15 protein-coding genes are annotated in these 13529 nt (G+C 69.7%); 10 read left to right on the plus strand and 5 right to left on the minus strand.

Features of this window, described 5'->3' with window-relative positions:
- The 7 genes from ON39_RS30965 to mnhG form a co-directional block, all read left to right on the plus strand.
- On the plus strand, positions 1-300 hold a 300-nt coding region (locus ON39_RS30965; RefSeq protein WP_040739570.1), incomplete at its 5' end, for a hypothetical protein.
- Positions 301-410: 110 nt separating this feature from the next.
- Positions 411-3332 carry a Na+/H+ antiporter subunit A gene (locus tag ON39_RS30970; protein ID WP_040739571.1) on the plus strand — a complete coding sequence of 974 codons (2922 nt, stop codon included), beginning with the start codon at positions 411-413 and terminating at the stop codon, positions 3330-3332.
- The gene (locus ON39_RS30975) at positions 3329-3712 is read left to right on the plus strand and encodes a Na(+)/H(+) antiporter subunit C (protein WP_040739572.1); all 384 of its coding nucleotides are present in this window, start codon (positions 3329-3331) and stop codon (positions 3710-3712) included. Before ON39_RS30970 ends, ON39_RS30975 begins: the two co-directional genes overlap by 4 nt.
- A gap of 29 nt (positions 3713-3741) precedes the next feature.
- A complete protein-coding gene (locus ON39_RS30980) occupies positions 3742-5322 on the plus strand; it encodes a Na+/H+ antiporter subunit D (RefSeq protein WP_373283756.1) in 1581 nt (526 codons plus the stop codon).
- Positions 5319-5867: a Na+/H+ antiporter subunit E gene (locus ON39_RS30985; RefSeq protein WP_040739574.1), complete on the plus strand. Its 549-nt coding sequence runs from the start codon at positions 5319-5321 to the stop codon at positions 5865-5867. Before ON39_RS30980 ends, ON39_RS30985 begins: the two co-directional genes overlap by 4 nt.
- On the plus strand, positions 5864-6124 hold the full coding sequence (locus ON39_RS30990) for a monovalent cation/H+ antiporter complex subunit F (protein WP_040739575.1): 261 nt from the start codon (positions 5864-5866) through the stop codon (positions 6122-6124). The genes ON39_RS30985 and ON39_RS30990 overlap by 4 nt, the downstream gene beginning before the upstream one ends.
- Positions 6125-6173: 49 nt before the next feature.
- Positions 6174-6509, plus strand: coding sequence for a monovalent cation/H(+) antiporter subunit G (gene mnhG / locus ON39_RS30995; protein WP_040739576.1), 336 nt, complete (start codon positions 6174-6176; stop codon positions 6507-6509).
- Between the two features lie 29 nt (positions 6510-6538).
- Here the strand turns inward: mnhG and ON39_RS31000 are convergent, their stop codons facing one another.
- The 5 genes from ON39_RS31000 to napA all read right to left on the minus strand — a co-directional run bounded on the left by ON39_RS31000 (position 6539) and on the right by napA (position 10903).
- A complete protein-coding gene (locus ON39_RS31000; protein WP_040739577.1) occupies positions 6539-7834 on the minus strand; it encodes a phosphatase PAP2 family protein in 1296 nt (431 codons plus the stop codon).
- Positions 7835-7964: 130 nt separating this feature from the next.
- Entirely contained in the window at positions 7965-9110 is a 1146-nt protein-coding gene (locus ON39_RS31005; RefSeq protein WP_040739578.1) for a glutamate--cysteine ligase, read from the minus strand.
- Positions 9111-9123: 13 nt separating this feature from the next.
- Positions 9124-9810: a superoxide dismutase[Cu-Zn] gene (gene sodC / locus ON39_RS31010; RefSeq protein WP_040739579.1), complete on the minus strand. Its 687-nt coding sequence runs from the start codon at positions 9808-9810 to the stop codon at positions 9124-9126.
- 150 nt (positions 9811-9960) lie between these two features.
- Complete coding sequence (locus ON39_RS31015) at positions 9961-10539, minus strand: LytR C-terminal domain-containing protein (protein ID WP_040739580.1); 579 nt, start codon at positions 10537-10539, stop codon at positions 9961-9963.
- 19 nt (positions 10540-10558) lie between these two features.
- Positions 10559-10903, minus strand: coding sequence for a nucleoid-associated protein NapA (napA, locus tag ON39_RS31020; RefSeq protein ID WP_040739581.1), 345 nt, complete (start codon positions 10901-10903; stop codon positions 10559-10561).
- A gap of 188 nt (positions 10904-11091) precedes the next feature.
- On the opposite strand from napA, the gene ON39_RS31025 reads away from it, so the two are divergent.
- Genes ON39_RS31025 through ON39_RS31035 form a run of 3 tightly spaced genes read left to right on the plus strand, consistent with a single transcriptional unit; the run spans position 11092 to position 13522 of the window.
- The gene (locus tag ON39_RS31025; protein WP_040739582.1) at positions 11092-11682 is read left to right on the plus strand and encodes a peptide deformylase; all 591 of its coding nucleotides are present in this window, start codon (positions 11092-11094) and stop codon (positions 11680-11682) included.
- A complete protein-coding gene (locus ON39_RS31030; RefSeq protein ID WP_040739583.1) occupies positions 11672-12676 on the plus strand; it encodes an N-acetylglutamate synthase, CG3035 family in 1005 nt (334 codons plus the stop codon). The genes ON39_RS31025 and ON39_RS31030 overlap by 11 nt, the downstream gene beginning before the upstream one ends.
- A gap of 30 nt (positions 12677-12706) precedes the next feature.
- Positions 12707-13522: an exodeoxyribonuclease III gene (locus ON39_RS31035; protein WP_040739584.1), complete on the plus strand. Its 816-nt coding sequence runs from the start codon at positions 12707-12709 to the stop codon at positions 13520-13522.
- Positions 13523-13529: the final 7 nt, after the last annotated feature.

Here is a 13529-nt window from a genome sequence, read left to right on the forward strand (position 1 = left end):
TTCTCGCTCGGTAGCGCGGTGCTCGCGCTCACCGCGGGCTACTGCTGTGCCGCCGCCAGGCCGCGGTACGCCCCGAGCGGCGTGCTGGCGCTGGCCTCTCTCTACCTGCCGACGGCCGTCTCCGCGCTGCCGGACACCGGCAAGAGCTGGCTGCTGCCGCACGACACGGTCCACGACACCCTGCCCGGCCGGACCGCCCTGGCCGTCGTGCTCGGCAGCGCCGTCGGGCTCGCCGTGCTGCACCGCTGTCGGCCGCGCGGGCGACCCGGCTCGACCAGCACGGCGTTAGCGGACATATAGCCTCGGCCACGCCGCCGCACCGACGCCAGGCTCGACGTGGACGCGGAAATCCCAGGCTCACGTAGGATTGTCCCGCACCACCCCGCCGCCCCTACCCGACGGAGTGCAGTTTGCTCGCAATCCTGCTCGCCCTCGCCGCAGCCGCGCTCGTCGCACCGCTGTGGGTAAAGGCACTGGGACGCAACGCTTTCTACGTGCTCGCCCTGGTCCCGCTCGGCGGCCTCGGCTGGGTCGTCGCGAATTGGGGTAGCACACAGCGGGTTCGGCTCGCGTGGGCGCCGAGCATCGAGATGAACATCGATCTGCGGTTCGACTCGCTCGCCGCGATCATGTCCGCGCTCGTCCTCGGCATCGGGGCGCTGATCCTGTGCTACTGCGCCGGATACTTCACCGACGACGAGCCGCGCCTCGGGCTGTTCGCGGCCGAGCTGGTCGGCTTCGCCGGGGCCATGTTCGGCCTGGTGACCAGCGACAACATGCTGCTGCTCTTCGTCTTCTGGGAAGTGACGACGGTGCTGTCGTTCCTGCTCGTCGGCCACAACGCCGAGCAGGCGAACAGCAGGCGCGCGGCCATCCAGGCGCTGCTGGTCACCGCCGCGGGCGGGCTGGCGATGCTGGTCGGGATGATCATTCTCGGCGAGGCGAACGGCAGCTACCTGCTCTCGGATCTGCTGGCCCGCGCGCAGCCGCCGAGCGGCGTCGCCGTCGACGTGGCGGTGGTGTTGATCCTGATCGGCGCGCTGAGCAAGTCCGCCGTGGTCCCGCTGCACTTCTGGCTGCCCGGCGCGATGGCGGCGCCGACCCCGGTCAGCGCGTACCTGCACGCCGCGGCCATGGTGAAGGCCGGCGTGTACCTGGTGGCGCGGCTGGCGCCGGTGTTCGCGCAGAACCCGGTGTGGCATCCGCTGGTGCTCACCCTCGGGGTGGCGTCGATGCTGCTCGCCGGGCTGCGCTCGCTCGAGGTCGCCGACCTGAAGCTGGTGCTGGCGTTCGGCACGGTGAGCCAGCTGGGGTTCCTGATCGTGCTGGTGGGCATCGGGACGCCCGACGCGGCGCTGGCCGGGGTGGCGATGCTGGTGGCGCACGCGCTGTTCAAGGCGTGCCTGTTCATGGTCGTCGGAATCATCGATCACGGGGCGGGCACCCGGGATCTGCGCAGGCTGTCCGGGCTCGGCCGGCGCGCGCCGGTGCTGTGCGGGGTCGCGATACTCGCCGCGGCGAGCATGGCCGGGATCCCGCCGCTGCTCGGGTTCGTCGGCAAGGAGAGTGCGCTCGGCGCGATCCTGGACGCGGACAACCTCGCCGGGCCCGCGCGGGTGGCGCTGGCGGCCGGCGTGGTGCTCGGGTCGATGCTGACCGTCGGCTACAGCATTCGCTTCGTCTGGGGCGCCTTCGGAGACAAGCACCGAACCGGGGGGCCCGCGACGCACGGCGCGCATCGGGTTCGGCTCGCCTCCGAGAACACCGGGCCCATGCTGGATTTCGACGGCAAGGACGCGGACACCGCCGAGCGGGCGGGCTGGCACGCGCCGGGTGTGTCGTTCCTGGCCGCGCCCGCGATCCTCGCGGTCGCGGGCCTGATCGCGGGGCTGGCGGCGCCGGGGATGGATCGACTGCTCAGTCCGTACGCGGAAACGTTTGCCGCGGAGCTGGTTTCGCACCTGTCGCTGTGGCACGGCTTCACGCTTCCGCTCGCGCTGACCGTCGTGATCATCGCGGCCGGCGTCGCCCTGTTCCAGCTGCGCGATCGCCTCCGGGACCCGACCACGCCGCTGCTCGGCAATGCCGACCGGGCCTACGACGCGACCCTGCGCGGCATGGACCGGCTCTCGCTGCGGATGACCGGCGCGGTACAGCGCGGGTCGCTGCCGCTGAGTCAGGCCACGATTCTCGGCACGCTGATCATCCTGCCGACCGTGCTGCTCGCCCTCGGCACCCGCACCGGAGTTCAACTGCGCCTGTGGGATTCACCGCTGCAGGCGGTCATCGGCGCGATCCTGATCGCGATGGCGCTCGGCGCGACGGTACTGCGCAACCGGCTGGCCAGCGTGCTCGTCGTCGGGGTGACCGGCTACGGGTGCGGCGTGATCTTCGCGCTGCACGGCGCGCCCGATCTCGCGTTGACCCAATTCCTCGTCGAGACACTGACTTTGGTGATCTTCGTGCTTGTCTTGCGCGCCTTCCCGGCGGAGATCGAGGCGGGCCGGGCCACCCCGTTCAAGGCGCGCCGGGCGGTGCTCGCCGCGCTGGTCGGCACCGCGGTCACGGTGCTCGGCGCCTTCGCCGTCGCCGCCCGCACGGCCGAGCCGATCTGGCGCCGGATCCCCGACGCCGCATACGAATTCGGCGGTGGGAAGAATGCGGTGAACGTGCTACTCGTCGACGTCAGGGCCTGGGACACCCTCGGCGAGATCTCCGTGCTCGTGGTGGCCGCGACCGGCGTCGCCTCGCTGGTGTTCCGCAGCCGCCGCTTCGGCAGCGCCCCGCGCGCCGCCGACTCCCCGCACTACGACCCGGATCTGGTGAGCTGGCTGCCCGCGGGGCGGCTGGTGGACCGGGCGGACCGCTCCATGGTCATGCAGATCACCACGCGGCTGGTGTTCCCGACCATGATGGTGCTGTCGGTGTACTTCTTCTTCTCCGGCCACAACGCGCCCGGCGGCGGGTTCGCAGGCGGGCTTACTGCCGGGCTCGCGCTGACGCTGCGCTACCTGGCCGGCGGCCGCTACGAGCTCGGCGAGGCGCTGCCGGTCGACGCGGGGCATCTGCTCGGGGCAGGTTTGACCCTGGCCGCCGGAACCGGCGTCGGCTCACTGTTCTTCGGCGCGCCACCGCTGTCCTCGGCCGTCTTCGAGGTGACGCTGCCGCTGCTCGGCCACGTCAAGCTGGTGACGGCGCTGCTGTTCGACCTCGGCGTCTACCTGATCGTGGTCGGCCTGGTGCTCGACGTGCTGCGCAGCCTCGGCGCACGACTGGACAGCGAACTCGGCGAGCGCGAAACACCCTCCACCACAGGAGGTTCGGCTCGATGACCGCCAATCTGACGCTGTTGATCGTCATCGGGGTCCTGGTCGCCTGCGGGGTGTATCTGATCCTGGAGCGCGCGGTGTCGAAGATGCTGCTCGGCATGATCCTGTTCGGCAACGCGGTGAACCTGCTGATCATCACCCTCGCCGGGCCGGACGGCCGCGCGCCGATCCAGGGCCGGACCGACACGACGCAGCGCGACACGGCCGACCCGCTCGCGCAGGCGATGGTGCTCACCGCGATCGTCATCACCATGGGCCTGGCCGCGTTCGTGCTCGCGCTTGCCTATCGATCCTTCGCCCTCACCACCACCGACGACGTCGAGAACGACCAGGAAGACGTCGATGTCGCCCGCAGGCGCGAGCGAGAGGACCCGGAAGATTGAGCCCCTCCGCCGGCCTGCTGCCGATCCTCATGCCGCTGCCCGTGCTCGTGCCGCTGCTCGCGGCCGCGGGCACCCTGGTGTTCGGGCGCAGGCCGCGGATCCAGCGCACCATCATGCTCAGCGCGCTCACCGGCGTGGTCGTCATCTGCGGACTGCTGCTGTACCTGGCCGACCGCGACGGCACCACCGCGCTGCAGGTCGGCAACTGGGAGACCCCGATCGGCATCACGCTGGTGGTGGACCGGCTGTCCGCGGCGATGCTGCTGGTCTCGTCGATCGTGCTGATCGCCGTCGCGCTCTACGGCTCTGGACAGAACATCCGCGACGGCGACGAGCGGCAGCCGACCTCCATCTACCGGCCCACCTATCTGGTGTTGAGCGGCGGCGTCTCGGCCGCGTTCCTGGCCGGCGATCTGTTCAACCTGTTCGTCGGCTTCGAGATCCTGCTCGCCGCGTCGTTCGTGCTGCTGACCGTCGGCGGCACCGAGGAACGGATCCGGGCGGGGGTGTCGTATGTGATGGTGTCGATGCTCGCGTCGCTGATCTTCCTGGCCGGCATCGGCATGACCTACGCGGCCACCGGGACGTTGAACCTGGCGCAGCTGGCCCAGCGGATCGGGGCGGTGCCGGAGGGCACGCGCACGGCGATCTACGCGGTGCTGCTCGTGGCGTTCGGCATCAAGGCGGCGGTGTTCCCGCTGTCGAACTGGCTGCCGGACTCCTACCCGACCGCGCCCGCGCCGGTCACCGCCGTGTTCGCCGGCCTGCTCACGAAAGTCGGTGTGTACGCGATTATTCGGACGCACTCGCTGCTGTTTCCCGGCGGCGAGTTCGACTCGATCCTGCTGGTGTGCGGGTTGCTCACCATGCTGGTCGGCATCCTGGGGGCGATCGCGCAGAGCGACATCCGGCGACTGCTGTCGTTCACCCTGGTCAGCCATATCGGGTACATGATCTTCGGGGTCGGGCTGGCCAGCACGGCGGGGCTGGCTGGCGCGGTGTTCTATGTGGCGCACCACATTCTGGTGCAGACCGCGCTGTTCCTGGTGGTCGGGCTGATCGAGCGGCAGGCGGGCTCGACCTCGCTGCGCAGGCTGGGCGGCCTGGCCGCGACGAGTCCGCTGCTGGCCGTGCTGTTCCTGATTCCGGCGCTGAATCTCGGTGGCATTCCGCCGTTCTCGGGGTTCATCGGCAAGGCCACGCTGTTGCAGGCGGGCGCGCAGAACGGCAGCGTGCTGGCCTGGACGCTGGTCGGCGGTTCGGTGCTCACCAGCCTGCTCACGCTGTACACGGTCGCGCGGGTGTGGAGCAAGGCCTTCTGGCGGCCGCGGGCCGAGGCGCCGGAGGGGCATCTCAGCAACGCGAAAACGCCCTCGCTGATCGAGGATTCGACGGATGTGCGCTACGACGAGCGCACGCACCCCGGCAGCATGCCGCTGCTGATGGTCGGCTCGACGGCGGCACTGGTGGTCGTCGGGCTCGCGTTGACGGTGCTCGCCGGCCCGATCCTGCGCATCGCCGACCGGGCCGCCACGGATCTGCGCGATCCCGGCGTGTACGTCACCGCGGTGCTCGGCGCCGCGCCGGTCGAGCCGGGAGCGAGCCGATGAGCTGGCCGAGTCGTGAGGTCGTCGTCCGGATCGGCGTGCTGGGCTGGCTCACCGTGGTGTGGATCGCGCTGTGGGGCGACCTCAGCGTGGCCAATCTGCTGGCCGGGCTCGCGGTCGGCGCGCTGATCATGGTGGCGCTGCCGCTGCCCCGGGTGCCGGTCAGCGGGCGGCTGCACGTGCTGCCGCTGATCCAAACCGTCTTCGTCGCAACGTATTACGCGCTGGAGTCGAGTCTGCAGGTGGCGTGGTTCGCGATCCGGCCCGCGCCGCCGCCGGTCTCCGGGGTGCTGCGGGTCTACCTGAGCACCAGATCCGACATGGTGCTGGTGCTGTGCACCGACCTGCTGAACCTGATCCCCGGCACCATCGTGCTGGAGATCGATCGGCGCCGCTGCGTCGTCTACGTGCACGTCCTCGACGTGAGTAGCGACGCGGCGGTGGACAAGTTCTACCGGACCACCCGGCGGCTGGAGAGGCTGCTCATCTCGTCGTTCGAGCGCCACGGCGAGTGGCGTTCGGCCGAACAACCGGAGGTGGAGTTGTGACGGTCGTCGCCATCGTGGCGGGGGTGCTGCTGACGGCCGCGGCCGTGATCACCAGCTACCGCATCCTCGCCGGGCCGGGCACGCTGGACCGGATCGTCGGCATCGACTCGCTGATGGCGATCGCGGCGTCCGGGCTGGCCGTGTGGGCGGCCTACAGTCAGGACACCACGATCATCCCGGCGATCGTCGCGCTGGCGCTGGTCGGCTTCCTCGGGTCGGCCGCGGTCACCCGCTTCCGGGTCAAGGACGACCAGTGACGCGGCCGAAGCCGTTGGGGCGGACGGCATCTCGGAACGGAGGCGACCGATGATCGTGTGGCACTGGATCTCCGGCGCACTCATTCTTTCCGGCTCGGCCCTGGCCCTGACCGCCGCGATCGCCATCGTGCGCTTCCCCGACACCCTGACCCGCATGCACGCCGCCACCAAACCCCAGGTCGTCGGCCTGATCCTGGTCCTCGACGGCGCCGCCATCGAACTACTCGGCCACGGCAACGTCTGGGCCCTGGCCCTCGTAGGCCTCTTCACCCTCCTCACCGCCCCCGTAGTCGCCCACCTCATCGGCCGCACCGCCTACCGCGAACAACGCCACCGCGACGGCCTCCTCACCGTCAACGAACTAGGCGACCACGACCTCGACTGAGCGGGATTATCACTGAGCCACTAGGGCTTTCAGTGGGTGGCGAGTTCGGGTTCGCGGGTGGTTCGGCGGTGGGGGGCGAACCAGGTGGCGTGGAAGGCGGCGGCTAGGCCTGCTAGGAGGGCCAGGACGACGGTGCCTGCGGGGACAGGGTATTCGGCCATCCAGACGGAGAGGTAGCGGTAGGAGAGTAGGAGGATGGCGAGGACGGCGACGCCGCCGGCGACGAGGCGGATGCGGAACCAGCCCCAGCCGCGTTCGGGGTCACGCAGGGCGGACTCGACGGTGAGGCAGAGGACGGCGCCGGCGACGAGGTCGACGCCGTAGTGGTAGCCGAAGCCGAGGGTGGCGGTGAGCGTGGCGAGCAACCAGAACGCGCCGAGCCAGCGCAGCGCGCGCGGGGCGGGTCCGCCGTCGGTGTCGCGGCGGGTGTGCAGGAAGACCGAGAGCGCCCACGCGGTGTGCATGGACGGCATGCAGTTGCGCGGCGTCGCGGTGTCGAACGGCATCGGCATGGGGTTGCGTTCCAGTGGCGGCACCACGCTCGGCCAGTAGTTGCCGAGCTGCAACCCGTGCCCGTCGGAGCCGAACGCGAACATCGGGCCGACCACCGGGAAGATCACGTAGACGATCGGGCCGACCAGGCCGAGCACCAGAAAGGTGCGCACCAGATAGTGACTCGGCCAGCGCCCGCCGGACGCCACCCGGCGCAACTGCCACACCGCGACCACGATCGCCGCGACCGGCAACTCGATGTACACCCAGTGCAGCACGCCGTAGACGACCGGCCCGAGCACGTCGAGCACCCGGCCCATCACCCAGGACGGATCGCCGAGCGCGTGGTCGGCGAGCAGCACGTACTCGTCCAGCACCGTCGGCCTGCTCATGATCGTGACGTGCAGCCACACATCGCCGACCTTGGTGGCCAGGATGAGCAGCGCGCCGAGCGCGGCCGCGTGCAGCGCGTTGCGTCGTTCGGTCCCGTCCCAGCGCAGCCAGGCGAACACGGCCAGCCCGGTGAGCACGATCACCGGCCCGTTCCCGATCGCGAACGACTCACCGGCCAGCAGCCGGATACCGGCCCACACCAGGTCGATTCCGGCGGCCGCGCTCAGCGCGACGATCCGGCGCTTCATGGGCAGACCGACCAGCGCCAGGACCAGGCCCGCCCACGGCACCGACATCGACTTCGGCGTGCCGACGTAGTCCTGCCACAGGCTGCCGAGCGGACCCTGGAAGTCCTCGCGCACCGCCACGATCTGCAGCGCGATCAACAGCACCGGCACCGCGGCGACGCCGGCCGCGACCCAGACCCGGGTCGGCGGCACGCGCAACCGAGTGGCGGCACTTCCTACTCTGGGTCCCGGGTCCTCGACAAGCACTCGACCATAGTAAACGGGGGGTGAACGCCGTCCCACCGCCCGACTGAACAGCAGGCGAGCATCCCCGCCCGCCCGATTACTGCTCCAGCTCCTTGACCAGCGCGTCCACCACCGCGACCAGATCACCCTGCGCCGCGGCGGCGACCTTGCGCTGCCGTTGATAAGACGCGCCGCGCTCGGGAATCTCGGCCACGAACGCCAGCTCGTCCGCGCAGCCGAGCCGTTTCGCGGTCGGCTCCAGTCGATTCAGCAGATCGGTCACGTCGTCGGTGACCAGCCGCTCGTTGCTCTTGTCGTCCACGACGACGATCGCGTCGAGCCCGTAGCGGGCCGCGCGCCACTTGTTCTCCTGCACGTGCCACGGAGGCAGCGCGGGCAGCGTTTCGCCCTCCTCCAGCCGACGGTCGAGATCGACGATCAGGCAGTGGATCAGCGCGGCCATGGCGGCCAGCTCGGCGCGGGTCGACACCCCGTCGCACACCCGGACCTCGATCGTGCCCCACTTCGGCGCGGGTCTGATGTCCCAGTGCATGCCGCCGAGTTGTTCGAACACACCGGTTTTGAACTGGTCGTGCACGAATTGCTCGAAGCCGTGCCAGTTTTCGAACTGGAACGGCAGGCCCGCGGTGGGCAGCTGCTGGAACATCAGCGTCCGGTTGCTCGCGTAACCGGTGTCCGAGCCCGCCCACATCGGCGAGGACGCGGACAGCGCGAGCAGGTGCGGATACTGCAGCAGCAGCGCGTTGAGGATCGGAAAGACCTTGTCCCGGTGGGAGACTCCGACGTGCACGTGCACGCCCCAGATCATCATCTGCCTGCCCCACCACTGGGTGCGCTCGATCAGCTCGTCGTAGTGCTCCGAGCGGGTCAGCTGCTGGGCCGACCACTGGGCGAACGGATGGGTGCCCGCGCAGAACAGATCCACCCCGAGCGGGTCGGCGGCGCGCCGGACCGCGTCCATGGTGCCGCGCAGATCGTCGACCGCCTCGCCGACGGTGTCGTGCACGCCGGTGACGAGCTCGACGGTGTTGCGCAACAACTCCTTGGTCACCTGGGGGGTGCCGTCGTGCGCGTGCAGATCGCCCAGTGAATCGAACACCGCCGCAGCGGTATTCGACAGATCGCGGCTCACCTTGTCGACGAGCGCGATCTCCCACTCGATGCCTATGGTGGGCCGGGGCGATCCATGGAAGGGAACGTGTTCTCTACCTGCCCCGGCCATATCGGCTCCTGCGCTATTTGATCACACCGCAGGCGACGCGGCCGCCCGCGTCACCCGTTGCTAGCGTCGTGTCATCCGGGCCGGCCACGCCGTCGGCCCGGAGGTATCGGTTCGGGATATTGCCGAAGTTGTCGGCGTCGGCGTGGATCATCAACGCCTTGTCCTTCAGATCGTCGAGCGTCACCGCGTCGGTGGTGGTGACCAGCTTGGCCGTGCCGTCGGAGCGGACCTCGAGCGAGGTGAGATCGCCGCTGGCCGGGTGTGTGTTGGCGCTGCCGACCTGCAGATGTCCACCGGCGGAAAGGAAGTCGCCGGACGGGCCGCCGGTCGGGGCGACCGAGTTGGGCTCGCACTTGCCGATCGAGTGCACGTGCAGGCCGTGGAAGCCGGGGCGCAGGCCGTGGGCCTCGATGGTGAACTGCAGGTGGCTGCCGTCCTTGACGATGTTCGCCGTGCCGACCGAGGAGCCCGCGGCGTCCTTCAGCTCGACCTTCACCCCCGAGTTCGACTCCGCGGAGCCGGTTTCCTTGCCGGATTCGCTGGCCGGCGGGGCCGCGGCGCCGCTCCACACCGGCGGGGTCGTTCCCTTGACATCACTCGACTCCTGGCTGTTGGAGCAGCCTGCGAGGCCGAGGACCGCGACCGCGAGCACCGGGGTCACAGTCCGCCAGGACGGGCGACGAGTTGTGGACGGGGCCATCGGGGAACTCCTTTACGAGTACCGAGTTTACGAGTAAAGCTGGGTGGACACGTTCGTTACCGGACAAGATGATGCCACGTCCGCCGTGTCGCGCCGTGACAGGCCCGTTCAGCGGCAGGTCGCCAGTTGCCGCGGCAGGGTCACCAGTTGTCAGTTACCCGTCACGATGACGGTTACACCGGGCGAGGACTCACCCAATCCACTCGACTTCGCCTCCGCGCTGGTGCCGAGCTGCTGCGCGATGGCGAGTCCGGCCTCCCGATCGCCCGGCGAATTGCCGTAGTACACCGTCGTTTTCGGGATATTGACGCCGGGATAGTTCCCCGTCTCGACGACGTTCCAGCCCTCGGCGGTGAGCTGGTTCGCGGTCTTGCCGGCCAGGCCGACGATCATGCTGTTGTTCAGCACGCGCACCGGAACCGACTTGGCGACCGCCGCGGTGGTGGTGGGCGGGGGCGTGGTGGTCGGGGTGTCGATCGTCGTGGACGGCAGGGTGGTGGACGGCGGGGCGTCGGAGGTCTTCTGCGCCGTGCTCTGCGGCATCTGCGGCACCGGGGCCGCGACGGTGGTCGAGGTGGCCGACTCCGCGGGACCGGATCCTGTGTTGTCGGCATCGGACTTCGACAGCGACATCGCACCCAGGCCGGCGAAGACGATGGCCAGTGCGATCAACACCATCGCCAACGCTCGCAATGGCGGCCCACCGGAGGTGGGATTCGGGTAGCTCACCTAGCCGAGCCTAGCCCGGTCATACCTGGAATCCGAGCCGTCGCGCGGCCCTGGCTTTCTGCCTGCTCGCCCGCAGCCTGCGCAGCCGCTTGACCAGCATCGGATCGGCGGCGAGCGACTCTGGCCGATCCACGACGGCGTTGAGCACCTGGTAGTAGCGAGTGGGCGACATGCCGAACAGCTCCCGGATGGCTTCTTCCTTGGCCCCCGCGTACTTCCACCACTGGCGTTCGAAGGCCAGGATGTCGCGTTCGCGACGGCTGAGGCCATCGCCGTCGCCGGTCTGCTCCGCTGCCGTGACATCGTCGCTCGCGGAAGGGTCGCCCTGGATCGCGGAAAGATTCCGTGCCGCTGCGCCGTCCATCTTGCTCCCTCGCCGAGTTACCACCAGACGAAAAATGGTGCTTGTACGTCGCGGATCATTCAACCACGAGAGCAGGGGATCACCAGGGGTACGGCGCGGCGTGTTCGCTACCTGCCGGTAGGCGTGTCGCGGGAAGGTTGCCGCCCCCGCACGGCCGGCGGGCGGGCGGCGCGGCAATAATTGTTCCCATGGCTATCCTCCCGATCGTGATCGTCGGCGACCCGGTTCTGCACAACCCGACCGAGCGGGTCACCCAGTCGCCGGAGGAATTGGCCGAGCTCATCGCGGACATGTACGACACGCTCGACGCCGCGCACGGGGTCGGGCTCGCGGCCAACCAGGTCGGCGTGCCGCTGCGGCTGTTCGTCTACGACTGCCCCGACATCGCGCCGGACGGCACCGCGAGCAGGCGCCGCGGCGCGGTGATCAACCCGGTGCTGGAGACCTCGGCCATCCCGGAGACCATGCCGGACCCGGACGACGACGAAGAGGGCTGCCTGTCGGTGCCCGGCGAGCAGTACCCGACCGGCCGGGCCGAGTGGGCCAAGGTCACCGGCACCGACGAGCGCGGCGAACCGGTCGAAATAGAGGGCAAGGGCTTCTTCGCCCGCATGCTGCAGCACGAGGTGGGGCACCTCGACGGCTTCCTCTATGTCGACGTGCTGATCGGGCGCAACGCCCGCGCGGCGAAGAAGGCGATCAAGCGCAACGGTTGGGGCACACCGGGACTCAGCTGGATCCCCGGCACCGTCGCGGACCCGTTCGGCCATGACGACTGAGGCTGACCCGCCGAGGATCCCGCTCGGCCGCCGCGTGGTGCTGCGGTATCGGCTGCCCGCCGGTTATCCACAACCGCTCACCGATGTGATCGGCGAGCTGGTCTCGCTGGATCCGCCGACCGTGCGCGGCGCGGACGGGCAGGTCGTCGCGGTGACGCCGGACCGGGTCGTCGCGCTGAAAGCGTTGGGGCCGAGGCCGATTCGTACCGGCGAGATCAGGTCGCTGGAGGCCGCGGCGGCCGACGGCTGGCCCGGCGTCGAGCACACCTGGATCGACGGATGGCTGGTCCGTGCCGGAAACGGATACACCGGGCGAGCCAATTCCGCTGTGCCGCTTGGCGGTTCCGACGGGCCCGCCGAGGTGACGCAGGCGGCGATCGAGCGCATCGGCGAGTGGTACGCCGCGCACGGCCTGCCGCTGCTGCTCGCGCTGCCCGACCGCCTCGCCACCCTCCCGCCGGAGTGGAACAGCTGGCGCGAGACCGTCATGCTGGCCATCGACATCGAGAACTTCGTGCTGCCGCAGGGGCCTTCGATGGTGCGGGTCGCCACCCAGCCGGACGCGGCGTGGCTGGAGATGCATCGGTTCGAGGGCGAAGCGCCTACGCCGCAGCGGCTTTCGGCACGCGAGCCCGATGTCGAGGTGCTGACCGCCGTGCGCGACGGCGAGCTCGGGTTCGCCTCGCTCGGGGTGCCGACGCCGATCGCGATCGGGCGCGGCGCGGTGACCACCGCGCCGGACGGGCGGCGATGGATCGGCCTCACCTGTGTGGCGGTGGGCGCGGAGCACCGCAGGAAGGGGCTCGGGTCGCTGGTGTGCGCCGAGCTGATCCGGTGGGGGCACGCGCGCGGCGCGACCCACGCGTACCTTCAGGTCGAGGCCGGGAACAGTGCCGCGCTCGCGCTGTATCGGGAACTCGGTTTCGTGGAACATCACATGTACCGGTACGCCGCCCCCGCGAACCATCCCCACCGGTCCGCCGAGCCGCGGTAGAACGGATCCATCTCCCTACGAAAGGCCGCCGTGCGCCTCGCCACCTGGAACGTCAACTCCATTCGCTCCCGGATCGATCGGGTCGCGGGGTTTCTGGACCGCCAGGACATCGACGTGCTGGCCATTCAGGAGACGAAGTGCCGCGACGATCAGTTCCCGTTCGATCGGTTCGACGAGCTCGGTTATGAGGTGGCTCATCTCGGCATCAACCAGTGGAACGGTGTCGCCATCGTCTCGCGGGTCGGGCTGAAGGACGTGGAACTCGCCTTTCCGAATCAGCCCGGGTTCGACAAGGATGCGGGCGAGTCGCTCATCAGCGCGCCCGTGGTCGAGTCGCGCGCGCTCGGCGCCACCTGCGGCGGCGTCCGGGTCTGGAGCCTGTACGTGCCGAACGGCCGCACCCTCGCCGACCCGCACTACGCCTACAAGCTGGAATGGCTTGCCGCCCTTCGCGACAACGGCGCCCGCTGGCTCGCCGAGGACCCGCAGGCCAAGATCGCCCTGGTCGGCGACTGGAACATCGCGCCGACCGACGACGACGTCTGGGCCCCCGAGCGCTTCCTCCACAGCACCCACACCTCACAGCCCGAACGCGACGCCTTCCAGTCCTTCCTCGACACCGGCTTCACCGACGTCATGCGCCCCTTCGCCCCCGGCCCCGGCGTCTACACCTACTGGGACTACACCCAACTCCGCTTCCCCCGCAAAGAAGGCATGCGCATCGACTTCATCCTCGCCTCCCCCGCCCTCGCCACCACCGCAACAGACGCGATGGTCGACCGAGAAGAACGAAAAGGCAAAGGCGCCAGCGACCACGCCCCCGTAATAGCCGAATTCACCGAATGACCGCGAG

This window comes from Nocardia tenerifensis NBRC 101015 (genome assembly GCF_000308715.1).
In the GTDB taxonomy this organism is placed as follows: domain Bacteria; phylum Actinomycetota; class Actinomycetes; order Mycobacteriales; family Mycobacteriaceae; genus Nocardia; species Nocardia tenerifensis.